This is a genomic window from Paenibacillus phocaeensis (genome assembly GCF_900021165.1).
Classification (GTDB): Bacteria; Bacillota; Bacilli; order Paenibacillales; family Paenibacillaceae; genus Fontibacillus; species Fontibacillus phocaensis.
The window spans coordinates 16,194-41,849 of the sequence record NZ_FCOQ01000021.1 but is presented as its reverse complement, the minus strand read 5'-3'; the positions used below and the strand labels follow the sequence as shown (position 1 = coordinate 41,849).

21 protein-coding genes and 1 tRNA gene are annotated in these 25,656 nt (G+C 54.5%); 6 read left to right on the top strand and 16 right to left on the bottom strand.

Features of this window, described 5'->3' with window-relative positions:
• Positions 1 to 194 precede the first annotated feature (194 nt).
• Positions 195 to 1,322: a GerAB/ArcD/ProY family transporter gene (locus tag BN3795_RS14770; RefSeq protein WP_068785454.1), complete on the top strand. Its 1,128-nt coding sequence runs from the start codon at positions 195 to 197 to the stop codon at positions 1,320 to 1,322.
• Positions 1,323 to 1,331: 9 nt separating this feature from the next.
• Here BN3795_RS14770 and BN3795_RS14765 read toward each other — a convergent pair whose 3' ends face one another.
• On the bottom strand, positions 1,332 to 2,108 hold the full coding sequence (locus tag BN3795_RS14765) for an ABC transporter ATP-binding protein (protein ID WP_068785453.1): 777 nt from the start codon (positions 2,106 to 2,108) through the stop codon (positions 1,332 to 1,334).
• Positions 2,109 to 2,281: 173 nt separating this feature from the next.
• Between BN3795_RS14765 and BN3795_RS14760 the strand changes: the two genes are divergently transcribed.
• Positions 2,282 to 3,097, top strand: coding sequence for a GNAT family N-acetyltransferase (locus BN3795_RS14760; protein ID WP_068785452.1), 816 nt, complete (start codon positions 2,282 to 2,284; stop codon positions 3,095 to 3,097).
• Positions 3,098 to 3,159: 62 nt separating this feature from the next.
• On the opposite strand, the gene BN3795_RS14755 is transcribed toward BN3795_RS14760, so the two are convergent.
• Positions 3,160 to 4,884 carry an ABC transporter ATP-binding protein gene (locus tag BN3795_RS14755; protein ID WP_068785451.1) on the bottom strand — a complete coding sequence of 575 codons (1,725 nt, stop codon included), beginning with the start codon at positions 4,882 to 4,884 and terminating at the stop codon, positions 3,160 to 3,162.
• Positions 4,885 to 5,095: 211 nt separating this feature from the next.
• Between BN3795_RS14755 and BN3795_RS14750 the strand changes: the two genes are divergently transcribed.
• On the top strand, positions 5,096 to 5,959 hold the full coding sequence (locus BN3795_RS14750; RefSeq protein ID WP_068785450.1) for a class I SAM-dependent methyltransferase: 864 nt from the start codon (positions 5,096 to 5,098) through the stop codon (positions 5,957 to 5,959).
• Between the two features lie 3 nt (positions 5,960 to 5,962).
• Positions 5,963 to 6,733, top strand: a complete 771-nt coding sequence (locus BN3795_RS14745; protein ID WP_068785449.1) for an RluA family pseudouridine synthase — start codon at positions 5,963 to 5,965, stop codon at positions 6,731 to 6,733.
• A gap of 71 nt (positions 6,734 to 6,804) precedes the next feature.
• On the opposite strand, the gene BN3795_RS14740 is transcribed toward BN3795_RS14745, so the two are convergent.
• Together BN3795_RS14740 and BN3795_RS14735 are read right to left on the bottom strand one after the other, a co-directional pair.
• Positions 6,805 to 7,215, bottom strand: coding sequence for a MarR family transcriptional regulator (locus BN3795_RS14740; protein WP_068785448.1), 411 nt, complete (start codon positions 7,213 to 7,215; stop codon positions 6,805 to 6,807).
• A gap of 123 nt (positions 7,216 to 7,338) precedes the next feature.
• Positions 7,339 to 8,406 (bottom strand): branched-chain amino acid aminotransferase, encoded by a 1,068-nt coding sequence (locus BN3795_RS14735; protein ID WP_068785447.1) that lies wholly within the window; start codon positions 8,404 to 8,406, stop codon positions 7,339 to 7,341.
• Between the two features lie 154 nt (positions 8,407 to 8,560).
• On the opposite strand from BN3795_RS14735, the gene BN3795_RS14730 reads away from it, so the two are divergent.
• Positions 8,561 to 9,436, top strand: a complete 876-nt coding sequence (locus tag BN3795_RS14730; RefSeq protein ID WP_068785446.1) for a LysR family transcriptional regulator — start codon at positions 8,561 to 8,563, stop codon at positions 9,434 to 9,436.
• Between the two features lie 52 nt (positions 9,437 to 9,488).
• On the opposite strand, the gene parC is transcribed toward BN3795_RS14730, so the two are convergent.
• The 5 genes from parC to BN3795_RS14705 all read right to left on the bottom strand — a co-directional run bounded on the left by parC (position 9,489) and on the right by BN3795_RS14705 (position 16,829).
• On the bottom strand, positions 9,489 to 11,936 hold the full coding sequence (gene parC / locus BN3795_RS14725) for a DNA topoisomerase IV subunit A (RefSeq protein WP_068785445.1): 2,448 nt from the start codon (positions 11,934 to 11,936) through the stop codon (positions 9,489 to 9,491).
• A gap of 13 nt (positions 11,937 to 11,949) precedes the next feature.
• Entirely contained in the window at positions 11,950 to 13,935 is a 1,986-nt protein-coding gene (gene parE, locus BN3795_RS14720) for a DNA topoisomerase IV subunit B (RefSeq protein ID WP_068785444.1), read from the bottom strand.
• Positions 13,936 to 14,008: 73 nt separating this feature from the next.
• Positions 14,009 to 14,998 carry an ABC transporter permease gene (locus BN3795_RS14715; RefSeq protein WP_068785443.1) on the bottom strand — a complete coding sequence of 330 codons (990 nt, stop codon included), beginning with the start codon at positions 14,996 to 14,998 and terminating at the stop codon, positions 14,009 to 14,011.
• Positions 14,991 to 15,977: an ABC transporter ATP-binding protein gene (locus BN3795_RS14710; RefSeq protein ID WP_232729937.1), complete on the bottom strand. Its 987-nt coding sequence runs from the start codon at positions 15,975 to 15,977 to the stop codon at positions 14,991 to 14,993. The genes BN3795_RS14715 and BN3795_RS14710 overlap by 8 nt, the downstream gene beginning before the upstream one ends.
• A gap of 42 nt (positions 15,978 to 16,019) precedes the next feature.
• Positions 16,020 to 16,829 (bottom strand): GDSL-type esterase/lipase family protein, encoded by an 810-nt coding sequence (locus BN3795_RS14705; protein ID WP_068785442.1) that lies wholly within the window; start codon positions 16,827 to 16,829, stop codon positions 16,020 to 16,022.
• Between the two features lie 180 nt (positions 16,830 to 17,009).
• Here BN3795_RS14705 and BN3795_RS14700 point away from each other — a divergent pair.
• Positions 17,010 to 17,082 (top strand) — tRNA-Lys (locus tag BN3795_RS14700).
• Positions 17,083 to 17,221: 139 nt separating this feature from the next.
• On the opposite strand, the gene BN3795_RS14695 is transcribed toward BN3795_RS14700, so the two are convergent.
• The 7 genes from BN3795_RS14695 to BN3795_RS14665 all read right to left on the bottom strand — a co-directional run bounded on the left by BN3795_RS14695 (position 17,222) and on the right by BN3795_RS14665 (position 25,650).
• Entirely contained in the window at positions 17,222 to 17,728 is a 507-nt protein-coding gene (locus BN3795_RS14695; RefSeq protein ID WP_068785441.1) for a DUF4178 domain-containing protein, read from the bottom strand.
• Positions 17,729 to 17,761: 33 nt separating this feature from the next.
• Positions 17,762 to 18,433: a PspA/IM30 family protein gene (locus BN3795_RS14690; RefSeq protein WP_068785440.1), complete on the bottom strand. Its 672-nt coding sequence runs from the start codon at positions 18,431 to 18,433 to the stop codon at positions 17,762 to 17,764.
• A gap of 1,567 nt (positions 18,434 to 20,000) precedes the next feature.
• Positions 20,001 to 20,546 carry a CAP domain-containing protein gene (locus BN3795_RS14685; protein ID WP_068785439.1) on the bottom strand — a complete coding sequence of 182 codons (546 nt, stop codon included), beginning with the start codon at positions 20,544 to 20,546 and terminating at the stop codon, positions 20,001 to 20,003.
• A 140-nt stretch (positions 20,547 to 20,686) separates the two neighbouring features.
• The gene (gene mglC / locus BN3795_RS14680) at positions 20,687 to 21,697 is read right to left on the bottom strand and encodes a galactose/methyl galactoside ABC transporter permease MglC (protein WP_068785438.1); all 1,011 of its coding nucleotides are present in this window, start codon (positions 21,695 to 21,697) and stop codon (positions 20,687 to 20,689) included.
• Positions 21,698 to 21,720: 23 nt separating this feature from the next.
• Positions 21,721 to 23,226 carry a sugar ABC transporter ATP-binding protein gene (locus tag BN3795_RS14675; RefSeq protein ID WP_068785437.1) on the bottom strand — a complete coding sequence of 502 codons (1,506 nt, stop codon included), beginning with the start codon at positions 23,224 to 23,226 and terminating at the stop codon, positions 21,721 to 21,723.
• Between the two features lie 170 nt (positions 23,227 to 23,396).
• Entirely contained in the window at positions 23,397 to 24,434 is a 1,038-nt protein-coding gene (locus tag BN3795_RS14670; protein ID WP_068785436.1) for a galactose ABC transporter substrate-binding protein, read from the bottom strand.
• A gap of 235 nt (positions 24,435 to 24,669) precedes the next feature.
• A complete protein-coding gene (locus BN3795_RS14665) occupies positions 24,670 to 25,650 on the bottom strand; it encodes a substrate-binding domain-containing protein (protein ID WP_232729936.1) in 981 nt (326 codons plus the stop codon).
• Positions 25,651 to 25,656: the final 6 nt, after the last annotated feature.

The window sequence follows — 25,656 nt, the reverse complement described above, 5'->3', positions numbered from 1 at the left end:
GGTTCATGCAGAAGAAGGAAGGGATCAAGCTTAACACCCGTGTCACTGTTTTGATCGTATCAATCTGTCTATTCGTTATCTCTGAAGTGCTATTTAAACTGAAGGACCGATGGAATCTCCTTATGATGTTTCGCTATTTACGCGAGACATTGCTGGGTTAATCCTAAGATTCCGGTCGCCAGGAGGCGGAGAGCATGCTCAAGAATATAACCTCAAACCAAATCTTCACACTTTACAGCTTGCAAATCTTCACAACTGTGATTGCTTTCTATTCGGGGATGCTGATCGGGGGCAGCAAATATTCCGCCCCCGTCGCTGTCCTGCTGGGCGGGTTGCTCGGCTTGCTGCTTGTCTACCCGGCTTACAAGGTCGGAAGTTCCCGTCCTGACGAGTTCCTCGTACAGTATGGGAGCAAACTGGTGGGGCGGCCCCTGCATCTCTTGTTCATGCTCTATATTTTATTGACCCATCTCTTCCTGGCGGCCCTCGACCTAAGAGAACTTACCGACTTTCTCCTGTCGGAATATTTGAATGGGACGCCAGGCTGGGCCGTTGTGGCCATTTTCGGGGTATGCGTAGCGTACGCCGTGCGCTGCGGCATCTCGACGATTTTCCGAACTGCGGAAGGCTTCTTCCTCGTCTTTGCCGTCGCCTTCTTCTTCATTCCGTTTATCGGGTTTCAGGAGATGGAGACGGATATGTTCAGCGCCTTGTACACCCACTTGTCGTTGAATGATATGTGGATAGGCATCTATGAAACTACAGCCGTATTTGGGGAAATGGCTTTCCTGTTTCTGCTGTTCCCTTATTTGAAATCTCCGAAAAAGGTTTATCGGACCCTCATCTGGTCAACCGGGATTTCGCTTCTCTTTATCCTGTTGCATCTCATTCCGGTTCTGCTGACGTTCGGGCCGAACCTGGGAGCCAACCTGACCTACCCCGACATGGAGCTGGTTCGTTTCATTCGGGTCGGATCGTTTATCGAAACGATGGATCCCTTTTTGATCATCTTGTGGCTGACCAGTATTTTTGTGAAGATAGCCTTTATCGTTTTTACGGCGGTCCTTTGCCTGGCCCAGTTAACTCGCGTCAAGGATCATAAGCCTTTCACGATGCCCGTCATCCTTTTTGTTTCTGTGCTCTCCCTGGTCATCGTCAGAACTCCCCCGGAGCTGTATCATTTTATGTCCAAAGATTATGCTCCGCTCATGTACATCGGCGAATTCCTGATCCCGACCATTTATTGGCTGATGAGCGCGATACGCACCAAGTCTGCGGGATCCAAACGAACCAAACCCGCCGAGAGAAGCTCGGCGGGGTAAGAGCAAGTCCTATTTCGTGGACAGCCAGGCCCGTTCCTGGTTCCACCGCAAGGCAACCGGGGTTTCGAAGAAGTCGGACAACCCGGATTCGTTCAGAACCTCCGACGTCTTTCCCTGCGAATATACCTCGCCTCTGCGGAGCAGGAGCGTGTGATTGAATATCGGGAGAATCTCCTCCGTATGATGGGTCACGTACAGCATGTGCGGCGTATCAGGTTCGGCAGCCAACTGCGCGATGCTTGCCAGCAGGCCTTCGCGGGAGATGAAATCCAGCCCGTTTGTCGCCTCATCCAGAATCAGCAGCTTGGGCGAAGCCATCAGCGCCCGGGCGATGAGCAGCTTCTGCTGCTCGCCCTGGGAACAGGTCTGGTAGCTGCGGCCATAGAGATGACTGCAGCGCAGCTGCTCCATTAAAGCGGCTGCCCGGTCATAATCTGCCGAATCGGGCTTCTCGTAAAGTCCGATAGAGGCGAACTTGCCGCTTACCACGAGATCTTCAGCTTTTTGCTCCCCATGAAGCTTGGATTGCATGGAAGAGCTGACCCATCCGATCGTTTTGCGCAGCTCTCGCAAATCCACTTCCCCAAACCGGTTTCCCAGCACACGAATCTCGCCGGAGGTTGGCCAGAGATATCCGCTAAGCATGTTAAGAAGCGTCGTTTTGCCGGAACCGTTCAAACCGAGCAATGCCCAGTGCTCCCCCTCCCGGACCGCCCAATCGATGCCGTTCAATACTGGCTTCCCTTCTCTCAACCAGGTCACCTGGTTCATCTCAATGATGTTCATCACACGTACCTCCGAAAATATGTAAGTTTGCAGTAATTTCAAGCTACGCCTGTCTCTGCGGTTTGTCAAGCGCGGAGCGGCGCTGATTTCTCGTGCCAATTCTCAGCCGATCGGCTAGAATACTAGAGAAAGGATGGTGAGCCGTCATAAATATTACATGGACTTGGGCAGATGTGGAAGCCCTTCAGCGCCTCGTCGAACAGCACGACGGAATCGCTTTGAAACTGAATTGGGACACGCTCCACTCCCGGATGGAAGAACATACTGTGGATTTGGTGGAGTTCCGGGACGGAAAATTGATTGCCTTCTTGGGCCTGTATCCATTCGGAAGCACACTGGAAGTCTGCGGCATGGTTCACCCGGATTATCGCAGACAAGGCATTTTCACCTCGCTCCTGCGGCGCGGGCTCCATTCGTCTTCCGTCATTGCGTATTCGACGATTCTCCTGAATGCTCCCGGCAACTCGGAGACGGCCAAGCCATTTCTGGCGAAATTCCCCTGCCGCTTCGACTTCAGCGAATATCAGATGAGATACGCCGGGGAGACGGATTCGGCGAGCACACCGCCACCGCATCTCGTACCCGTCACGCTCCGCCAAGCCAATGAGATGGATCGCCCTCTGCTCACCCGTCTCGACCAGGAGGGATTTGGTCTCACTGCGGAGGAAACCCAGGACTATTTCGAGACGTTAAACGAAGAGATCATCAACCAGACTGAGCTGATTCTCCATGAAGGGGAAGCTGTGGGTAAAATCCGTGTCTCCCGCCTGGATGGAGAGGCTTGGATTTACGGCTTTGTCGTCTCCACCTCACACCGGGGACAAGGTATTGGCGGCTCCGCTTTGCGGCAAGTCATCGACCGGGAGAAGAAGGAAGGATCCGACATTTGGCTCGAAGTGGCGCTAAGCAACCCTCAAGCCAGGAAGTTATATGAACAGGCTGGATTTCGGATTTGCCGTTCCCAGGACTATTACGCGTATCTGCGATAAAACGGCTCGAAAATGAAAAACCGCAGGCTCCTCTGCCAAGGAGTCCTGCGGTTTTTGTCGGATCAGGCATGCAAGTGTCCGAACTGGGCCTGATGCAACCGGCTATAGTGGCCTCCGGCAGAGATCAGTTCCTGGTGTCGCCCCTGCTCCGCAATGCCTTCTTCCGTCACCACGACGATCCGGTCGGCGTTTTTGATCGTGGCCAGCCGATGGGCGATCACGAGCGTTGTCCGTCCGACGGACAGCTCGGCCAGCGATTGCTGGATCGCCAGCTCGGTTTCGGTATCCAGCGCCGATGTCGCTTCATCCAGGATCAGGATCGGAGGATTCTTCAGGAACATCCTTGCGATCGCCAACCGTTGCTTCTGCCCGCCGGACAGCTTGACACCGCGCTCTCCAATCACCGTCTCCAGCCCTTCCGGCTGCGAGCGGATAAACTCTTCCAGCTGCGCGCGCCGCGCCGCTTCCCAGATCTCCGCTTCCGTAGCCTCCAGCCTGCCGTAGGCGATGTTCTCTCGAATCGTGCCGGAGAAGAGATAGACGTCCTGCTGGACGATCCCGATATTGCGCCGCAGCGACGAAAGGGTCAAGCTGCGGATATCCCGCCCGTCGATCGTAATCCGTCCGCCGTCCACGTCGTAGAATCGCGGGAGCAAGCTGCATAACGTCGTTTTGCCGGCCCCCGACGGCCCGACAAAGGCGACCGTCTCTCCTGCCCGAATCTTCAGGCTGACGTCTTCGAGCACGCGGGATGAGCCCTCATACCCGAAGGAGATTCGGTCGAAATCGATATCGCCGTGCAGCTTCCCAGCCTCCACGGCATTCGGAGCATCGGCGACGTCAGGCTCGGTATCGATAATCTCGAGATACCGTTTGAACCCGGCAATCCCTTTCGGGTAGCTTTCAATGATCGCATTTATCTTCTCGATCGGACGAATAAACACGTTGGCCAGCAGCAGGAAGCCGATGAATTCCCCGTAAGTCAATTCGCCGCGGATCACGAACCAGGTTCCGCAAACCATCACAAACAATGAGACCAGGCGCATCAGCATGTAATTGATCGACAGGCTGCCGGCCATAATTTTGTAAGCCCACAGCTTCGTGCCTCGATAGGCGTTATTGTTCTCCTCGAACAGCTTCTTCTCATGCGGTTCGTTTGCAAAGGCCTGCACCACGCGGATCCCGCCGATGTTCTCCTCCACCCGGGAATTGAAATCCGCGAGCGCGGAGAACAGCCCCCGGTAGGTCTTGGTCATTTTCCCGTTGAAATAAAGCGCCGTCCAGACCAGCACCGGCACGACAAGGAACGTCAGCACCGCCAGTTTCCAGTTAATCGCGAGCATCAGCAGGAACGAGCCGATCAAGGTCATTCCGGCGATAAAGACATCCTCGGGCCCATGGTGCGCCACCTCGCCGATATTGTCGAGGTCGTTGGAGATCCGCGACATCAGGTGCCCGGTTTTATGGTTGTCGAAGAATCGGAACGACAGCTTCTGCAGGTGATCGAACATTTTTTTGCGCATATTCGTTTCGATGTTGACCCCCAGCATATGGCCCCAGTACGTCACGATATAGTTCAGCACCGTGTTGAGGAGATATACGCCAAGCAGCGCAGCGGAAGCCCAGATGATCAGCGGCCAGTCGCGGCCCGGCAGCAGCTTGTCCACGAACTGGTTGACGGCGATCGGGAAGCCGAGCTCCAGCAGACCCGCCACCACGGCACAGCCGAAATCGAGAATAAACAAATGTTTATAAGGTCGGTAATACGAAAAAAAACGGCGTAACATTTCCGAATCTCTCTCCTATCTGTCTTACAGCTCAAAGGCTTGGGGTTTTGCTGAAAAGACTATCACAATTTCAAAGGGAATTGAAGAAGTTTTCGCCAAGAAGGTGGCATGCGGATAGAAAAATAAGGTACAATAACTACCGAATCAACAGAACTAATGGAAATGCCCAAGTGGGCTGGCCGCATGAGGCGGCGGAAGGAAGGATCAACGCATGTACGTAGCAAATGATTGGCAAGATTATGAAGTTCTCGATACCGGAAACGGGGAGAAGCTGGAGCGCTGGGGAGACGTCGTTCTGCGCCGCCCCGACCCGCAGATCATCTGGCCGATTGCCGATGAGGATCGCAAGTGGCGCGAGGTCCACGGCCATTACCATCGCAGCTCCTCCGGCGGCGGACAGTGGGAAATGAAGAAGCAGCTTCCCGACCGTTGGACGATTTCCTATGACCGGTTGAAATTTTATATTCGCCCGACCAATTTCAAGCATACCGGATTGTTTCCGGAGCAAGCGGCCAACTGGCGCTGGATGATGGACAAGATCGCCGCGGCCGGCCGGCCCGTTCAGGTGCTGAACCTGTTCGCCTATACCGGCGGCGCCACGGTGGCCGCAGCTTCGGCCGGCGCTTCGGTCGTTCACGTCGATGCCGCCAAGGGAATGGTTCAGTGGGCCAAGGAGAACCTGGCGCTTTCCGGACTGGCCGACCGCCCCGTGCGGTTCATCACGGATGACGTGTTCAAATTCGTGCAGCGCGAGCAGCGCCGCGGCAATCGCTATGATGCGATCATCATGGACCCGCCGTCCTATGGGCGCGGCCCTGGAGGAGAGATGTGGAAGCTGGAGACCAGCCTCTACCCGTTTGTAGAGTCCTGTTTGTCGATTCTGTCGGACAAGCCGCTCTTCTTCCTGATCAATTCCTATACGACCGGCATCTCCCCGACCGTACTGAACAACATTTTGTCGATGACCGTGAAGAAGCGTTACGGCGGACGAATCTCCGCCGGCGAGCTGGGACTGCCGATCACCCGCTCGGGGCTTAACCTCCCCTGCGGCATTCTGGGACGCTGGGAGGAATAACGAATGGAATCCGAAGCCAAGCGGACCTCGGGGCAGCCGGCGATGGCGATCCTTTACGAGGACAACCACCTGCTCGGCATCGAGAAGCCGGTTAATGTCCCGACGCAGGAGGATGCCAGCGGCGATCCCGACTTGCTGAATCTGCTGAAGGCGGACATCAAGGAGCGGTACGGCAAGCCCGGCAACGTCTATCTGGGGCTCGTGCACCGGCTGGACCGCCCTGTCGGCGGCGCGATGATCTTCGCCAAGACGTCGAAGGCCGCCTCGCGCCTGGCTGAAATGGTGCGCAGCCGCCGCTTCAGCAAGACGTACGTCGCCGTCGTCCACGGCACGCCGCCGCAGCGTCAAGGGCGATTAACCGATACGCTGCTCAAGGATGAGCGGACGAACACGGTATCCGTCGTTCCTCCCGGGACGCCGGGCGGCAAGGAAGCCCGCCTCGACTACCGGGTGCTCGGCAGCTCCGCATCAGAACGGCTGAGTCTCGTGCAGGTGGAGCTGCACACCGGGCGGCCGCACCAAATCCGCGTGCAGATGAGCCGAATCGGCTGCCCCCTGTATGGCGACCAGAAGTATGGCGCAGCGCTGAATCAGCCAGGCCAGCAAATCGCCCTTTGGTCGCTGTATGTCGGTTTCCCGCACCCGGTAACAAAAGAGCCGGTTGATCTTCTCTCTCTCCCGCCCCGCACCTTCCCCTGGGATTTGTGGGAGAGCGCAATGTATACCCGGCTCGCAGCTCTGCTGCGGGCTGGAGAGAACGGGATGGAAATATAAACAGGCGGGACGTCTGGGGCTGATGAATCTCATCCGCTCCCAGGCGTCCCGCCTTTACTTGATACCGTTCCTTATTTCGTCCCGGATATTTTGCCCAGCAGAAATACCAGCAGTTGTTGATTATGGGTGGAAATGCGGTCCAGAACGCCGCTCAAATATGCGTTGCGAACTTCGATGCCCCGCTGGACTTCGGATTGTCCTTTATCTGTAATCGACACCCATACGTTGCGGCGGTCGTTCTCGTCCCGGTCACGGCGGATCAGCTCACCTCGCTCCATCCGGTCCAGCAGCATCGTCACTGCGGCCGGCGTTGTGGAGAGAAACGGAATCAAATCGGACGGCTTGAGATTGCCCTGCTGCTCCAGCAGCTCCAGAACGGTCAATTGCGACGTCGTCAGCGTTGGAGCCAGCTTCTCCTCCATGTGGTCCTGATAATCCTTCATGATGAGATCAAGCAATCTGGCAAATTCAGCGGTATGCAATCTTATCCCTCCTTGCCTTACATCACCCCTAAAGAATTCGCTGCTTCCTTGGCAAATTCCTGCTGCCTTATAGCAATTATCCAAGGGGCGGCGGAATGAGGCAGAGGCAAGAACGATGCTGCCTTACCGGACAGGGTACCGCCAGCCAAACGAATCCTCCCGTTGTCCGCGTTGAATTCCCGTCAGAGTGTCGTACAATTGGGCCGACAACTCTCCTGTTTCGCCTCCGGCAATCTGGATGTCACGCCCTTCCCATGTCATGCTGCCGATTGGAGAGATAACCGCTGCGGTGCCGGTGCCAAACGCTTCTTCGAGCCGGCCTTCGCGATGAGCCTCGAACAATTCCTCCACCGAAATCCGCCGTTCCATGACCGGTATCCCCCATGCGCGGAGCAAATGAAGGACGGAATCCCGCGTGACGCCGGCCAGAATGCTGCCGTTTAGCTCCGGCGTAATCACTTCTCCATCGATCTTAAAGAACACGTTCATGCTGCCAACTTCCTCGATGTAGCGTTTTTCGATCCCGTCAAGCCACAGCACCTGGGAATACCCCTGCGATTTGACGTCTTCCTGCGCCTTAATCCCTGCCGCATAATTTCCGGAGGTCTTGGCCTCTCCGGTCCCGCCGCGCACCGCCCGAACGTAGCGGTCTTCCACGTAAATACGCACCGGGTGAATCCCTTCCGGATAATAAGCCCCGACCGGCGATAAAATGACGATCAACCGGTACTCTTGGGCTGCCCGCACCCCTAGCCCCGCCTCGGTCGCAATTATAAACGGGCGGATATACATGGAGTTGCCTTCACCTTCCGGCATCCACTCTTCCTCCAGCAAGAGCAAGCGGCAGATGCCCTCCAGAACTTCCTGCGGATCAACCTGAGGGATGCCGATGCGTGAGCACGATTGATTCAACCGCTGCAAATTCATTTCCGGCCGGAACAACACCAGATTCCCCTGAGGTGTCCGGTACGCCTTCATGCCTTCAAAAACCTCTTGTCCGTAATGAAACACCATCGCCGATGGATCCAGCGAGAGCGGACCGTACGGCACGATCCGCGGATCGTGCCAGCCCTGGCCAGCCGTATAATCCATGAGCAGCATGTGATCGGTAAAATACTTGCCAAAGCCCAGCCGATCGGCGGACGGTTTCGCTTTTTTGGAGGTCGTTAACGTGATGGGCCATTTTTCCATGGTTCATTTCCTCTTTTCCAAGGTATCAATTTACGAATCGTACGAATCGCTTGTTCCTGCTTTTCACTATACCGATTCTTCGTTTATTGATCAATAACATAGTTTCGATTATAATCATTGGCAATATCTATGGAATCAGGAGGAGGGAATCGGCTTGGAGCATCGCCTGCTGGAATATTTCATCGCGGTCGGAGAGGATTTGCATTTTACCAAAGCTGCGGAGAGGCTGGGAATTACCCAGCCTACCTTAAGCCACCAGATCCGTTTGCTGGAACAGGAGCTCGGGACCGCACTGATCAGCCGGGTCGGCAAGAAGAACTATCTGACCCAAGCAGGCACCATCCTGCTGGAGCATGCTCGCCGGGTCGTTTACGAGGTTGAGCAGGCCAAATTGGAAATCGGTCAAATCAGCGGGGTGCAGCGAGGCCAGCTTCGCATCGGTTGCTCCGGCAACCACTTGCTGGAGAGCAAACTGATCTCTTTTCATCGCCAGCACCCCGGCATCGAGCTGACCGTGCTTGAGCTGGCCACCGAGGAGACGCGGGCCGGGCTGCTCGCCAATCACCTGGATCTCGGCGTCGTATTTCTGCCGCTCCAGGACGAACAGATCGTCAGCCGCCCCCTTTATGACGAAGAGCTGGTGCTGGCCATCTCCAGCTTGCATGCGTACGCGGAGCTGCCGGAAGTCACGCTGGAGCAATTGGCTCAGTTGCCGCTTGTCCTGTTCCCGCCGAAATTTTACGTTCGGCAGTTGCTGGATACGGCCTGCGCCGAACAGGGGATCGAAATCCGGCCCGTTATGGAACTGTCGACGATGGAATCGCAGGTGCAGATGGTACTCCATCACGTTGGGGGAACTGTGCTTCCGAGCTCCTATGCCCGAACGCTCACCGGCGCGAACCGCCGCGCGGAAATCGCCGTTGTCCCGTTGGCGGAGCCCGTTCCGCGCAAGAACGTTGGACTTGTCTATCGCAGCAGTACGTACATGGACCCCACCCTTCAAGCGTTTATCCGCCATTTGACGGAATAGGAATAACAAAGTCCCGCCAAATCGCTTGCGCGTATTTCGCGGGACTTCATGCTTACTCTGATTTGGCTTTGAGCAGCATCTCGGTAATTTCATCGTTTTTCTCGAGATGCGCCAGCGCTTTCCCAATCGATTTCCGCTCGGCCAGCGGCGCCTCCTCCGAACTGAAGATGTGCTTATGCCCTTCCTTCGTGACGGCTTGCAACAGTACCGGCTCTTTGCAGTGAATTCCGCCGATCAAGCGGCTGCCGTTCGGCTTCACGCGCTTGCCTTCCTTGAATTCGAACGTCTGAACGCCCTTGCCGCCCCGGCTCTGGAGCGGGTAATCCAGCAGCAGGCTGCGCTTGCCGTAAGCCAGATCCGACAAGACGAGAACCTCGCCTTCCTCCCCTTCGACCCACAGCGCTGCGACAACCTCGTCGTTGTCCTTTAGATTAATCCCTCGGACCCCGGCGGACACACGGCCCATCGGGTTCACTTCACTCTCGGCGAACCGGATCGCCATCCCTTGCTTCGTCAGCAGCAGGATCTCTTGATTGCTCCGGCTGACGGTGACGCTCAGCACTTCATCGCCTTCGCCTACCTTGCAAGCGGCGATCGCGCCGGAACGTTTCGTCTCGTATTCCTTCAATTCCGTTCGCTTCACCTGACCGTTCTTCGTGACGAATACCAGACTAAGCTCCGGATTCTCATCGAATCCTCGCACCGGGATGACGCTGACGATGCGATCTTCCTTCGCCAGCGGGATCACGTTGACGATCGCGGTTCCGTTATCCTTCCACTTGAAGTCCGGGATTTGATGAACCGGCAGGAGGAAGTATTGGCCCCGCTGCGTAAAGATCAGCAGGTTCTGCAGCGTATCCAGTTCAAGCAGGTGCTTGATATAGTCGCCTTCCTTGACCCCGGAGCCGTCCCGCTCCCCGCCGGATCTTGTAAACGACAGCATACTGGTGCGCTTGATGTATCCCTCGTGCGAAATGGTGACCAGCACATCCTCCTGGGCCACCAGCACTTCGAGGTTCACCTTGAGTTCCTCGACTTCGTCCTGAATATGCGAGCGGCGGTCGATTCCGTATTTGTCACGGATCTCGATCAGCTCTTTTTTGATCAATGCGATCAACTTCTTGTCGCTCTCCAGAATCCCGCGCAGAACGGTGATCTTCTTCTGGATGTCCTCCAGCTCTTTTTGCAGCGTCGTAATTTCGAGATTGGTTAAACGATACAGCTGCAACGTCAAAATCGCATCCGCCTGGCGTTCGGTGAACCCGAACATCCATTGCAGGTTGTTTTGCGCGTCCTGACGGTTCTTGGAGGCTTTGATCGCAGAGATGACCTCATCTAAAATATTGAGCGCCTTAACCAGGCCCTCCAAGACGTGTGCGCGGTCCTCCAACTTCTCCAGCTCGTATTGCGTCCGGTACGTGACGACCTCGCGCTGGTGGGCGATGTAGGCTTCGAGCATCGCTTTGAGGCCCAACAGGCGCGGCGCTTTGTTGACGATTGCCACCATGTTGAAGTTGTAGGTGACCTGCAGGTCGGTTTTTTTCAGCAAATACGCCAAAATCCCCTGCGCGTCCGCATCCTTCTTCAGCTCGACAACGATGCGCAGCCCGTTCCGGCCGCTTTCATCGCGAACTTCGGCGATGCCGTCCACCTTCTTCTCCAGGCGGATATTCTCCATCGCCGTGACGAGACGGGATTTGACCACCTGATAAGGAATTTCGGTGATGACGATCTGCTGCTTCCCGCCGCGGAGTGTCTCGATTTCCGTCTTGGAACGCAGATAGATCCGGCCTTTGCCGGTCTGATACGCTTCCTGAATGCCGTCTTCGCCCATGATGATGCCGCCCGTCGGGAAATCCGGTCCTTTGACGAACAAACGGATTTCCTCCAGCGTCATTTCCGGTTTCTCCATCAAGGCGATGCACGCGTCGATCACCTCGCGCAGATTATGCGGCGGAATTTCCGTCGCAAACCCTGCCGAAATCCCGCTGGCCCCGTTGACCAGCAGATTCGGAAAACGCGCCGGCAGCACCACCGGCTCCTTCGCCGTGTTGTCGAAGTTATCCTTGAACGGCACGGTGCGCTTCTCGATGTCGCGCAGCAGTTCCATCGCAATCGCAGACAGACGCGCTTCGGTATACCGCATTGCCGCTGCCGGGTCATCGTCCTGTGAACCCCAGTTGCCGTGGCCGTCGATCAGTGTATGGCCCATCTTCCACGGCTGCGCCATCCGCACCATCCCCTCGTAAATCGAAGAGTCCCCGTGCGGATGATAGTTGCCCATCACGTCCCCGACCGTTTTGGCCGATTTGCGGTACGGCTTGTCCGGCGTATTGCCGGAATCGTACATCGCGTACAAAATCCGCCGCTGCACTGGCTTCAATCCGTCGCGAATATCGGGAATTGCCCGATCCTGAATAATGTATTTGGAATACCGGCCAAAGCGGTCGCCTACAACCTCTTCGAGAAACGCCGGCAAAAAGTTCTCCAGCATGCTCACATCAATTCACCTTCTATTCCTCAAACTCCGTGAAATCCACGTTCTCCACGATCCAGCGCTTGCGCGGATCGACCTTGTCCCCCATCAGCGTAGACACGCGGCGCTCCGCTTTGGCGGCATCTTCGATCTGCACCTGCAGCATGGTCCGCGTCTCCGGATTCATCGTCGTTTCCCACAGCTGCTCGGGGTTCATTTCCCCGAGGCCCTTGTAACGCTGCAGCTCGAAATTTTTGCCGAATTCCTTCAAATAGTTCTGCAGCTGCTCGTCGCTCCAGGCATATCTTACGGTCTCCAGCTTGCCGGAACGGCGGGTGATTTTATACAAAGGCGGCTGTGCAATATAGACCCGTCCCGCGTCAATCAAAGGCTTCATATAGCGGTAAAAGAATGTCAACAGCAGCACCTGAATATGGGCACCGTCCGTATCCGCGTCCGTCATAATGATGATTTTGGAAAAATTGCTGTCCTCCACGGCGAATTCCGGCCCGATTCCGGCGCCAATCGCCGAAATGATGGCCCGGTACTCATCGTTCTTGAGGATATCGGCGAGCTTCGCCTTCTCCGGATTCATCGGCTTGCCTTTCAGCGGCAAGATCGCCTGAATCTTCGAATCGCGCCCCTGCTTCGCCGAACCTCCGGCGGAGTCGCCTTCCACGATAAACAGCTCGGTGCGCGAAAAATCCTTCGACTGCGCCGGCGTCAGCTTGCCGCCCAGGTTCGAGCTTTCGCTTCGCTTCTTGCCCGAACGCATCTCGTCGCGGGCTTTGCGCGCCGCTTCACGCGCTTTGGAGGCTTGTACCGCCTTCTTGATCAGCGTCTGAGCAACCTGCGGGTTCTCTTCCAGGAACACCGCCATCTTCTCGCCGACGACCGATTCCACGGCGCTGCGCGCGGATGCGCTGCCGAGCTGGTCCTTCGTCTGACCAACGAACTCGACCTCGGACATCTTGACGCTGATGACGGCCATCATCCCCTCGCGCAAATCGTTGCCTTCGAGGTTCTTCTCCTTCTCCTTCAGCATGCCGTTCTTGCGGGCATATTCGTTCATCACCCGGGTATAGGCTGTCTTGAAGCCGGTTTCATGCGTCCCCCCGCCCCGAGTCGGGATGGAATTGACGAAAGAGACCAGCGTTTCGGTATACCCTGCATTGTACTGCAGCGCAACTTCCACCTCGATATCCTCCCGCTCCGCATAGAAATGGACGACGTCATGCAGCACGTCCTTCCCGTCATTGAGGAACTGAACGAACTGGCTGGCTCCGCCCTCGTAAAAAAACTCGTCGAAACGGTCGGACCGCTCGTCCTTCAAGGTCACTTTCAGGCCCGAATTCAGAAAAGCGATCTCCTGTAAACGTTCCGCGAGTGTATCGTAGTTTAATCCGATGCCGCCGGTGAATACGCGAATATCCGGTTTGAACGTCACCTTCGTGCCGGTCTTGTTCGTGTTGCCGAGAATCTCCAGCCCTGTGACCGGCTCGCCGACATGTTCGATGCCTTGATCGTCAACCCAATATTCGAAGCGCATTCGGTGGATTTTCCCGTCCCGGTAAATGTGTACCTCCAGCCATTCCGACAAGGCGTTGGTGACCGAAGCCCCGACGCCATGCAGACCGCCGGATTTCTTGTACCCTGCCCCCCCGAACTTGCCGCCGGCGTGCAGGATCGTATAGACTACCTGCGGCGTTGGAACACCGGTTTTGTGCATGCCGGTCGGAATCCCCCGGCCATTGTCGATCACGGTGACCGATCCGTCCTTATTCAGCGTGATGTCGATTTTGGAGCAGTACTTTGCCAGATGCTCGTCGACGGCATTATCGACGATCTCCCATACCAGATGATGAAGTCCCGACGAGCTCGTACTGCCAATATACATCCCTGGCCGTTTGCGTACCGCGACAAGCCCTTCGAGCACTTGAATGTCGTCCGCGTCGTATCCCGAAGACGCGCTTCCGGAACTGGTGCCGGGTACGTCCTCGAACAAATCGATTTGTTCGGCCATTCATGCTCCCCCTTTAATTCTTTTAGTAACCTCTGTATGTAGTCGAACAGATGTTTTGTTGCCTTCGTCCATTTTAATTCAAAATATCTTGTTTCGTAAAGACAAGGAATGAAACGATTAACGCGCAGGCTCCCCAAACCGCCAGAACAAGCAGCGAAAAGCCCAGCGACATCCCCTCGATCGGCGCCGGCGTACCTGCCAAATAATTCGTCAGACCGAGATTCACCATAAACAGGTATTTGGCGCTCGTCCAGGAGGAAGCCATATTCGTTAAAATATTGCCGGCGATCAGCGCCGCCATCATGATTACGATGCTCGCCGACGTGCTCCGTACGAGCACGGACACCATGAACGCCAAAGCCGCGACCACTACGCTGACAAACCAGATCAAACCGGCCTGCATGAAGATGTACAGCCATTGCGGAACCGCATGTACTCCCGAGATGTCCACCTCGGCGCCTTGCAGCTGAAACCCGGTAAACACCGGCAAATTCCATCCGCGGTAGCCGAAAAACAACCCCGAGATGAAATAGCAGATCAAACAGGTTGATAGGATGATCAAGGACACGAACATCAGCAAGGTCAACAGCTTGCTTAGCAGAATTTTCCACCGCCGGACCGGCCGTGTCAACAGCATCTTCACCGTCCCGCTCGTTCGCTCTGAAGACACGATATCCGAACCCACGCCCATAATTAACAGGGGAATGAACAGCGTAGCCGCGTTATCCAGGAACTCTCGGGTAAAGGACACGCCGCCCGGCTCCCTGGGGTTCACGTCATGCTCCAAATAATATTTCATCTGCTGAATATAGATTTTGCGGTATTTCTTCCATTCCTCCGGCACGCGGTCGCTGCCGAGCGAATTCTGGTTGTCGGTGATCGCTTGCTGCACCTCCCGGCGCCAGTCGGTCCCGAATTTCTCCCGTTTGTCTTCAGCTTGCCGCAACTGCGCGTAAGCAAACATCGGAACCAGCACGATCAGAACCAGCAAGATGACGTAAAAGCGTTTCTTTTTGATCATCTTGATCGTTTCATTTTTTACTAAAGGAAAAATGTTATTCAATGCTTTCACCTTCTGTCATCTCCAGGAACAGCTGCTCGAGCGTCGGATTCACTTTCTGAACGGCCTCTACCTGAACCCCCGACTGTACTAGCCGAAGCACGAGAGCGGGGATGACTTCCGGCTGCATTTCAGTTACGATCGCCTGTCTGCGGATCCCCGCCATGATCGTGTCGTCCAGGACGTTTGCAGCATCGTCCACCACGCGGACTCCAGCCGTCGAACGCAGCAGCCGCTCCCCCGGTTCCCTGGGCTCCAGCTCCCATATCACATAATTCTTATTGGCTTGAATCAACTCGTCGACCTTGCCGACCGCCAGAACTCGCCCGCGCCCGATGATGGCCACCCGATCACACAATAGCTGAATTTCGCTTAGCAGATGGCTCGACACGAATACGGCCATGCCTTCCTCCGCCAACCGGCGTATAAACCCGCGCATCTCTTTGATCCCCTTAGGATCAAGGCCGTTGGTGGGTTCATCAAGAATAAGCAGCTTAGGCCGTCCCAACAGCGCTTGAGCAATCCCCAACCGTTGCCGCATGCCCAGCGAATAGGTTTTCACTTTGTCGTCAATCCGGCTCGTCAGGCCGACCATTTGAACAACTTCCTCGATCCGCTTCTTATCGATGCCCGGAATCATGCGGGCGAAATGCTCCAGATTCTCCCACCCGGTCAAATAGGTGTAGACCTCCGGATTCTCCACGATGGATCCCACGCAGCGTAGCGCCAGCTCGGGTTCCCGCTGCACGTCATATCCGCAAATGTCCACTTGACCTTCCGTCGGTCGAATCAGATCAACGAGCATGCGGATCGTTGTCGTTTTCCCGGCCCCGTTAGGGCCGAGGAATCCGAAAATCTCCCCGGCATACACTTCGAAATTCACTTCGTGCACGATCCATTTCCGGCCGATTTTCTTCTTGAGCCCCTGTACCTTTAACACCGGTTGCCGCGGCTCGGCTATCATCGGCTGCCGTGTTCCCATGCCGCCCACTCCTTCCTTTCATTTTCAAATCAAAGGCCGTGACTATCGCGCGATCCCCTGGACCATCCGTTCAGCAATAGCCTGATAACCGTCACCATTCGGGTGAAAATGGTCGCTCGACAAATAACGAGGCGAGTTTTGCGTGAAGAGGTCATATGTCGGAACCACCAAAGTCCCCTCATATTTCCCGAGCGTACTCATCGCCATCGCGTTCCATCGCGCCACCGCATCGTTCCCGATTTCCCGCATGCCTTCCAGATCGCTGAACGGATTATATAAACCGACGTATACGAGCAGCGCCTGCACATTGATTTTCTTGATTTGCGCAACGACTTTCTCAAAATTCGCCGAGCTCTCGTCAATCGCTGCATCGATCTCCGCTTGGGCCGGGACCTGCTCCCCTGCGGTCAATGCTTCCGTGCCGTTAAACAGATCATTGCCTCCAATAGACAGCAGGATAATCCCCGCTTGCTGCAAGGCATATTTTACGCCCGGATCGTCCAACATCGGCATCAGTTCCTCGGTCGTTAACCCGTTAATGCCAAGGTTGTTCACCAGCTTAGAGGTTGCGCCTTGGCCTTCCTTGTTCAATAAATCCACCGTCCGGCGGGCAAATCCGCTTCCGGTATCATCCCCGGTCCCTTTGGCCAAAGAATCCCCGATGGCGGTTACATCCCATGCTCCAGCTTGTGCGGCTGGTTCCGATCGCGCCGGATTAGCCGCCAGTTTACCCGCTTCGGCTGAGGGTTCGATAATATCCGACACCGCATAAACGAAGCCGGCAAGCAGAAGCAAGGTCGATACAGCGGACGCGATTCCCACCCATCGCCAGATTCGGGACGTCCTGTTCATGCCAACTTCCCCCTGTTCCGTCTGAGTCCCTTCACATGCGCTCACTTAACTAAACTCTCCAACTTATGTAAATAACATAAAACTTCTTGTGAAGAGATGCAAATTTTCACGAAAAAAGGACTAGCTTTTTGTAACTAGCGGAGTTATAATAATCCATGTTCTCGAAAAACTTCACATTACGGGTTATTAGCTTAGCTGGTAGAGCAGCCGACTCTTAATCGGCAGGTCGCAGGTTCGACCCCTGCATAACCCATTTATAGCATCCTCCACTGCATCGGCAGTTTGGGGGATGTTATTTTTTTGTCCGCTTGTGGTGAAAAAAAGCGCGGGAATCAAGGCATATGCCCTGCTTCTCGCGCTTCTCGCCAGAAGTCTCCATCCTCCGCACCTCTTTAGCTGGCACGAATGACCTTAACGTCGGCCGGAATCACCTTTGCGCCTTCGTACAACATAAACCGCCCATTTTGCCACTCGATGCGCAGCAGCTTGCCGTCATCCGACTGGTACTGCCACACATGCTGCTCCCCGCCTTGAAGAAACGGGGTTTTGCCAACAACCGATACGTAACCGCCGTACTCTTCCTCCAAGTAATACAAGGTTCCGTCAAGCTCCATTTGCGACGGCACCTCGGTTGGATCGTTTAGCCGACCGTCAATGGGTTGATACAGCTGATATTGCAGCGTCTCGCGTTCCTCGACCAGCAGATAACGAATATGGCTGCCGTCCTGCAGCGTCAGCACGACCGCGTTGCGACCGCGATTGCCGACCCGGCCGGTTACCTCGTAGGTAACGAGCGAGACTTCGCAGATGTCGCCGGGAGCGAGCGCAAGCATACTTTTCTCTGCTATCGGCGGTTCCGGCTTAGCAAACAGGTTGCCGATTCTTTTCCATACGCTCATGTTAGGTCAAGCCTCACTTTAGGATCGATTCGCTTATTTTTTATCCTCGTATTGCTTCATCAGCTCGGCCAATTCCGCTTCCACCGCCGCGTCCTTATTCAGGCTTGCGAACTCGTCGTCCAGGGACTGAGCTTTAGAGTTCAACTCACTGCTGGCTTCCGCTTGGGCTTCCATTTGCAGCATTTTTTCTTCCATTCGCTTCAGACCGCTTGACGCGGAATCGGCGTTAAACCCGGACATCGTCTTGTTGATTTCATTCTGCGCTTTAGCTGCGTTGTAGCGAGCGACGAGCGTTTCGCGTTTATTTTTCATCTCCGTCAGCTGTTTGCGCATTTCCTCGAGCTTCGCACGAAGATTGTCGGCCGCGGCTTTGTTCTGATCGTAGCTGGCCTTATACTCTGCCATCTTCGTTTCAGCCGCTTTCTTCTCTTCGAGAGCGCGGCGAGCCAGATCGACGTTCTGCGCTTGTGCTGCTTGATGCGCCTGCTGCGTGCGCCGCTCAACCAAAGCTTCCTGTTCTTCGTACAGTCCTTTAAACTTCTTCTCAATCGCGATCTGGGCGGCAACGGCTTTCTCCGCGTCTTCAAGATCTTCCTGCATATCCCGGATATATTGGTCGGTCAATTTGATCGGATCTTCCGCTTTATCGATCAAAGCGTTGATATTGGACATCGTCAAATCGCGTAATCTTTTAAAAATGGACATTTGTTTTTTCCTCCCGATTTCATGATCAGATTATGCTTATGTTTACGCTGCAGAATTCGGGAGGTTTCATGAAATTATCTCGGACTATCGCTTGTGGCGAAGATTTTATGAAAAAGCGCTTCGAAAGCCGCCAGGGAGATGTTCTTGATGACCCCACAACAATAACTAACGGCGTGCGCAGTGCCACCGCCACAGGGAACTCTGCCTCACGATTCTAACGGAACGTAGTGCCGTTATTCGATCATTTCCCGGTCATTTCCTGCGCTAACGGAACCAGATGCCGCTATTCGCCTCAAAATGAGGATGCTGGAGCCAACTTGCAGCAAATAAAGTATCCTCGTTCCGTTAGAATTCCCCATCCTGCCTACGCACCCAAATAGCGTCTCTCTGTTCCGTTAGGAGCTCAACATTACCTGCCGAATCGCGTTTTCCCACTAACTTCAACAAAAAGCCCGGCAAACCGCCGGGGTTATCAACATCTACTCGCACCTCGATCGGCGTGCGCAGTGCCACCGCCACAGGGAACTCTACCTCACGATTCTAACGGAACGTAGAGCCGTTATTTGAACATTTCCCGGTCATTTCCCGCGCTAACGGAACCAGATGCCACTATTCGCCTCAAAATGAGGATGCTGGAGCCAACTTGCAGCAAATAAAGTCTCCTCGTTCCGTTAGAGTTCCCAATCCTGCCTACGCACCCAAATAGCGTCTCTCCGTTCCGTTAGGAGCTCAACATTGCCTGCTGAACCGCGTTTTCCCACTAACTTCAACAAAAAGCCCGGCAAACCGCCGGGGTTATCAACATCTACTCGCACCTCGATCGGCGTGCGCAGTGCCACCTCCACAGGGAACTCTGCCTCACGATTCTAACGGAACGTAGTGCCGTTATTTGAACATTTCCCGGTCATTTCCCGCGCTAACGGAACCAGATGCCGCTATTCGCCTCAAAATGAGGATGCTGGAGCCAACTTGCAGCAAATAAAGTCTCCTCGTTCCGTTAGAGTTCCCAATCCTGCCTACGCACCCAAATAGCGTCTCTCCGTTCCGTTAGGAGCTCAACATTACCTGCCGAATCGCGTTTTCCCACTAACTTCAACAAAAAGCCCGGCAAACCGCCGGGTTTATCAACATCTACTCGCACCTCCAACAGCATCTACTCCTCCCTCCATTGGCACCTCCAACAGCCTCCGTCCTCCCTCCAACAACATCTACTCGCACCTCGATCGGCGTGCGCAGCTCCACCGCCACAGGGAACTCTGCCTCACGATTCTAACGGAACGTAGAGCCGTTATTCGAACATTTCCCGGTCATTTCCCGCGCTAACGGAACCAAGTGCCGCTATTCGCCTCCAAATGAGGTTACTGGAGCCAACTTACAGCAAATAAGGTCTCCTCGTTCCGTTAGAGTTCCCCATCCTGCCTACGCACCCAAATAGCGTCTCTCTGTTCCGTTAGGAGCTCAACATTGCCTGCCGAATCGCGTTTTCCCACAAACTAAAAAAAAAGCCCGGCGAATCATTCCCATTCGCCAGGCTCTCTATCTCCCCAAAGTTCGCGGCTGAAACTGCTCATTTCCCGATAAACTCCTGCACCCAATACCCATTGTAATACCCAACCCCGATCAGCTTGTAGTTGGGATTGAGGATATTGGCTTTATGGCCAGGGCTGTCCATCCAATCCTTGACCACTTCTTCGGCGCTGCGCTGACCTTTGCCGATATTCTCACCCGCGTAAAGATATGTAATATTGAAGGCATCCATCATGTCGAAAGGAGAACCGTATTTCGGCGACGTATGGCTGAAATCCCCGGATTTGAACATATCGATGGCTTTGGTCTTGGCCATTTTCGTCAAATTGGTATGAATGATCAGCGGCTTCAGCCCTGCATTCTTCCGCTCCTTGTTGACAAGCTCGACGACCTGGGACGCATTTTGCGTCTGAATCTGCAAGTAGACCGCGGCAAGCGCCTTGGACTTGCTGCCGGCTGCTGCAGCTGCCGCCTCGGCGGTGCCCGTCCCGACGATCCCGCCCCCTCCTTGCACCATCGTCAAACCCAAAGCCAAGGCCGCAACCAGCAGCCCGGTTAATCCGAATTGAACGCTCCACTTCTTCATGGCGGTGAGCTCCTCCCAGCCTTTTTCCCGTATTGCCGTTTCTTGTCACATTTTAACATATTTCACGAAATTCCGCCTGCTCAAAAAATGGAAAAAGGGCAGCTCAATGAGCCGCCCCTCTAAAAGTCCTATTGTAGAGATTATTTCTTGGTTGCGTATTTGCGCATATCGAACGCAACCGCCGCAACGATAATGGCCCCTTTGATAATTTGCTGCCAGTAAGGACCTACACCAACAAAGGTCAGACCGTAGTTGATAACCGTAAAGATCAGCACGCCGGCCATGATGCCCGGAACGGTCCCGATCCCGCCGGTCGTAGAGACTCCGCCCACAACGCAGGCTGCGATCGCGTCCAGCTCGTACATATTCCCGTAGTTATTGGTCGCACCGCCCGTTCTGGCTGCTTCCAGCACGCCGGCCAAGCCGTACAAAGCTCCGGCAATGGAGTAAATGAGAATCAAATATTTAGTAACATTAATCCCGGACACCTTCGCGGCTTGTTCGTTCCCGCCGATGGCATACATGTTCTTGCCCAGCCGGGTCTTGTTGAACATCACCCATACGATCGCACAGACAACAATCGCGATAATTACGATATAAGGAATCGAGAAATCCCAATTCTTGAACAATGCTCCCGAACCCAGCGTTGTAAAGTCGCCGCGCAATCCGCCGATCGGCTGGGATTGGTTCGGTTCCGTATCAAAGTACAGGGAGTTAATCCCGTAGATCGCAACCATCGTGCCCAACGTGGCGATAAACGGCGGAACCTTGAACTTGGATACGATGATCCCGTTAATCAGGCCGAAGAGCAAGCCCACTGCGATGGCGATCAAGATCGGTACGAACAGCGGAAGCTCCGGCAAATTCGGGAAGAAACGGCGAGCGTAGTCGGCCTCTTGCAGCATGGAAGCGGACACGACTGCCGTCAACCCGACCATCCGGCCGGCGGACAAGTCCGTACCGCCCGTAATCAGGATAAAGGCAACCCCCAGTGCGATAATGACCCGAGTAGACGATTGAATCAAGATATCACGCAACGTATTTAGTCCGATAAAACTGGGGTCATACACGGCGATGCCGACAAGCAGCACGGCCAAAACGATATAAATGGCATTTTCAGTCACAAAACTTTGAATTCTCTTCGTATTCATGATTTTCTCCTCCTTCAAATCCCTTAGTGCTGGGCTGCCAGACGCATAATTTCTTCTTCCGTAGCCTTGTCTCCATCCACGATTCCCGTAAGACGGCCTTCGGACATTACCATGACACGGTCGGACATCCCAAGCAGTTCAGGCATCTCGGATGAAATCATGATGATGCTTTTGCCTTGCTGTGCCAAATCCGCAATAATGGAATAAATTTCGTATTTTGCCCCGACGTCAATCCCGCGCGTCGGTTCGTCCAGCAGTAAAATTTCCGGTTCGGTGAGCAGCCAGCGTGCAAGCAGAACCTTTTGCTGATTCCCGCCGGAAAGGTTCATGATCAGCGTTTTTGGTGACGGCGTTTTGGTGCGCAGCTTCTCGACCATCTGGTTGGCTTCCGCTTTTTTCTTCCGTTCATTCAGCAAACCATAAGGCGTCACATATCGATCCAGGTTGGCGATAGCGGCATTCTCATGTACGGATAATACCGGAAAAATACCGGTTGTGCGGCGTTCCTCCGTCAGCAATGCCAATCCGTGCTTTTTCGCATCGCCGGCGCTTCGGATCTTCACCACTTTACCGTTAATCGAGATGGTGCCTGACTGAATTTCACGAAGGCCAAACAACGCTTCGATCAACTCGGTACGCTGGGCTCCAACCAGGCCGCCGACCCCCAGGATCTCCCCTTTCCGCAGCTCGAAGGAAACCTCCTTAAACGATTTCGGATTGCTTGACGTCAGCTTATCCACCTTCAAAATGACGCCGTTCGGCTGGTTATGGCGATCCGGGAACCGCTGCGTCAGATCGCGGCCGACCATTTTGGAGATAATGAGATCGGTGGTCATTTCCGCGGCCGGCCAGGTGCCGATCTTCTTGCCGTCGCGCATGATCGTCACATCGTCGGAGATCCGCAGGATTTCCTCCATTTTGTGCGAGATGTAAATGATCGAGACCCCGCGCTTCTTCAAGTCACCAATGATCCGGAACAAGTGCTCGACCTCAACGCTCGTTAACGAGGAGGTCGGTTCATCCATGACGATAATCTGCGAGTTGAACGATACCGCTTTAGCGATCTCGATCGACTGGATTTTCGAAACGGACAGCTTGCCGACAATCGTTGCCGGCTCCAAATCGATATCTAATTCTTTAAACAGCTCTTCCGTGTCCTTGAACATCTTCTTATGATCAACGAATTGGAAAGGACCCCAACCTTTCATCGGGAACCGTCCGAGCCAGATATTTTCCATGACATTGCGGAAAGGTACCGGATGCAACTCCTGGTGAATCATCGAAACCCCAAGCTTCAGTGCATCGCTGGAACTGTTGATTTCCGCCTTTTGACCGTTCAGGATAATTTCACCGCCGTCCGGTTTGTAAATGCCGAACAGGCACTTCATCAGCGTTGATTTGCCGGCCCCGTTCTCGCCCATCAGGGCATGTACGGTTCCCGGTCTAACCTGCAGCGTTACACCGTCAAGCGCTTTAACGCCGGGGAACTCCTTGGTAATACCCTTCATTTCGAGCATAAATTCAGACATTGTTTTCGCCCCCTGATCATTTCTTTCGCTTTAGAGGCACAGCATAGTTTCCTCCGGTATTCCAATCCCTCGCGAAAAAACCGGGGAGGTCCGCAGCCTTCGGCATCGAACCTCCCATTTTTGTCCTTGCGAATATGAGAAGTCCTGCTGATTCCCTGTTTGCCGAGCTCTTATTTAAAGTCAGCAGCGTTTTCCTTCGTTACTTTTTGGTAAGGAATCCACACATATTGGTTGTCGGTAATATCGAAGCCTACGCTGTCTTTGCTGATCGCTTCGCCTTTCGCAAGCAAGGAAGCCAGCGTAACTGCCGCTTTCCCTTGGTTTTCAGCATCGTTCAGAACCGTGCCCAGCATCGTGCCTTGCTCCAGTGCTTGAATTGCAGGGGCCGTAGCATCTACGCCGACAACCGGCATGTATTTGTCGCCCGTGAAGTATCCGGCAGCTTTCAAAGCTTCGATTGCGCCGAGGGCCATGTCATCGTTGTTCGCAAGGACGGCTTCGATTTTGTCGCCGTTAGCCGCCAGGAAGGCCGCCATTTTCTCTTGACCTTTTACGCGATCCCACATTGCGGTGTCTTCAGCCACTTTCTCAACCTTGATGCCGGCATCTTCGATCGCTTGGATCGAATATTGCGTGCGCAGCTCAGCGTCTTGGTGTCCCGGTTCGCCTTTCAGCATGACGTATTGCAGAACGCCGTCGCCATTCTTGTCCGCGTCCGGATTGGCTTTCCAGTAGTCAACGATGATTTGTCCGGACAGCGTACCGGATTCTTCGGCTTTCGCACCAACGTAGTACACTTTATCCCATTTCTTCATATCTTCCGGCAACGGTTCGCGGTTCAAGAACACCACCGGCGTATCTTTGGCTTGCGCTTTGTCGATAATAACGCCGGCTGCCGTCCGGTCAACCGGGTTGACGATCAATGCGTTGATCTTCTTCGTTAAGAACAAGTCGATTTTGTCGTTTTGCGTCGGCTGCGAGTTTTGGCTGTCTACGATATCGACTTTGGCGATCCCGTCCGCGTTCTTCTCAATCGAGTTCCGTACGCCCGTCATAAACGTATCGTCAAATTTGTAAATCGCCACGCCTACGTTCGGTGTCGATCCTCCATTTCCTCCGCTGCTCTCTTTATCCCCGCCATTGGAGCAGCCTACCATCGTCGCCCCCAGCATTGCCGCAGCAAGCATAACTGTCGTTATTTTCTTCATATCTTTGACCTCCTGAAAAATGTATTTCTGTAAGTTATCCGCTTGGATACGGTTTCATTATGCCTGGTTTTTCGCCGCTTGCGAATCCAAAATTCTAAGGTGTTTCTATCAAAATTCTGATGAGGTCCCTTTGAATCTTTATAGATCCATGCAGCTTAAAGCCACAAACAGCAAAACAGCAAGCGTTCCGAACTCGCCGGATCCCACTTGCTGTTTGCTCATTAACGCCGCACCCCTACTTCACGAAGGGGAACAGCAGTTTCTGATTTTCAGGCCACAGCATATTGTTCAGATCGATCAGCTTCGTATCCGTCGGGATGCGATCCTCCAGCTTCTCGCCGCGGGCTGCCTGAACGGCGGCTGCGACCGCCATGTACCCGTTGTTGAACGGATTTTGCACGACCATGGCCTGCACCTTCTCCTCCTGCAGGAGCTCAAGCATTTCCGGCGGATTATCGAAAGCGATCATCTTCACCTTACCGCCGTAGCCAAGCTCGTCAACGGCGCGGCCGGCACCGATCGAGGATTCGGCACTGAGCGACACGATGCCGTCCAAATCCGGGAATCGCTCCAGCATTTCTGCAGTCAACGTGTACGCAAGCGTTTCGTCCGAACCGCAGTATTGAATATCGACAACTCGGACGCCGGGAAACCGGGCAATGTAGTCAAGGAAGCCTTCTTCGCGCTGGTTCGCGTTACGGGCGCCCTTCACGAAATTGATGATCCCGATTTCGCTATCCGGCCCGGTTAACTCGACCAGTCGTTCGGCCGCCTTCTGCCCGGCTTCGTAGTTGTTGGTGCCTACAAAGGTTTTCACCTTGGTCGAGGCCACCTCCGAATCCATCGAAACGACCGGGATGTCATAATAGGACGTCCGGTCCGTCACCTGACCCAGCGCTTCGTAATCGGAAGCGGCCAAAATAATGGCATCCGGACGCCGCTCGATAGATTCCTCCATCAGGCGAATCTGCCCTTCGACATCATTTTCATTCTCGGGCGCGAGAAAATTCAACCGTACATTGTATTCCTTGGCCGCAACCTCCGCGCCGAGCTTGGTTGTCTTCCAGTAGTCCCCATGGTCCATCTTGACGATCATATCCACATCAGTGACCTGCTGATTATTCCCTCCGCTGCCGGGGCCGCCGCAAGAGGACAGCAATATAGCCAGCAGCCCCGCCGTCAACGCCAAGGAAGCCAGGCTTGTGCACTTGGGCATTTTAGG

What these genes read in the sequence shown, in the direction of transcription:
- mglC (WP_068785438.1), bottom strand. Translation starts at nt 21,697, where the DNA reads ATGAATACGAAGAGAATTCAAAGTTTTGTGACTGAAAATGCCATTTAT.
- BN3795_RS14705 (WP_068785442.1), bottom strand. Translation starts at nt 16,829, where the DNA reads ATGAACAGGACGTCCCGAATCTGGCGATGGGTGGGAATCGCGTCCGCT.
- BN3795_RS14695 (WP_068785441.1), bottom strand. Translation starts at nt 17,728, where the DNA reads ATGAGCGTATGGAAAAGAATCGGCAACCTGTTTGCTAAGCCGGAACCG.
- BN3795_RS14745 (WP_068785449.1), top strand. Translation starts at nt 5,963, where the DNA reads ATGGAATCCGAAGCCAAGCGGACCTCGGGGCAGCCGGCGATGGCGATC.
- parE (WP_068785444.1), bottom strand. Translation starts at nt 13,935, where the DNA reads ATGGCCGAACAAATCGATTTGTTCGAGGACGTACCCGGCACCAGTTCC.
- BN3795_RS14710 (WP_232729937.1), bottom strand. Translation starts at nt 15,977, where the DNA reads ATGGGAACACGGCAGCCGATGATAGCCGAGCCGCGGCAACCGGTGTTA.
- BN3795_RS14690 (WP_068785440.1), bottom strand. Translation starts at nt 18,433, where the DNA reads ATGTCCATTTTTAAAAGATTACGCGATTTGACGATGTCCAATATCAAC.
- BN3795_RS14765 (WP_068785453.1), bottom strand. Translation starts at nt 2,108, where the DNA reads ATGAACATCATTGAGATGAACCAGGTGACCTGGTTGAGAGAAGGGAAG.
- BN3795_RS14750 (WP_068785450.1), top strand. Translation starts at nt 5,096, where the DNA reads ATGTACGTAGCAAATGATTGGCAAGATTATGAAGTTCTCGATACCGGA.
- BN3795_RS14770 (WP_068785454.1), top strand. Translation starts at nt 195, where the DNA reads ATGCTCAAGAATATAACCTCAAACCAAATCTTCACACTTTACAGCTTG.
- BN3795_RS14755 (WP_068785451.1), bottom strand. Translation starts at nt 4,884, where the DNA reads ATGTTACGCCGTTTTTTTTCGTATTACCGACCTTATAAACATTTGTTT.
- BN3795_RS14665 (WP_232729936.1), bottom strand. Translation starts at nt 25,650, where the DNA reads ATGCCCAAGTGCACAAGCCTGGCTTCCTTGGCGTTGACGGCGGGGCTG.
- BN3795_RS14685 (WP_068785439.1), bottom strand. Translation starts at nt 20,546, where the DNA reads ATGAAGAAGTGGAGCGTTCAATTCGGATTAACCGGGCTGCTGGTTGCG.
- BN3795_RS14735 (WP_068785447.1), bottom strand. Translation starts at nt 8,406, where the DNA reads ATGGAAAAATGGCCCATCACGTTAACGACCTCCAAAAAAGCGAAACCG.
- BN3795_RS14675 (WP_068785437.1), bottom strand. Translation starts at nt 23,226, where the DNA reads ATGTCTGAATTTATGCTCGAAATGAAGGGTATTACCAAGGAGTTCCCC.
- BN3795_RS14670 (WP_068785436.1), bottom strand. Translation starts at nt 24,434, where the DNA reads ATGAAGAAAATAACGACAGTTATGCTTGCTGCGGCAATGCTGGGGGCG.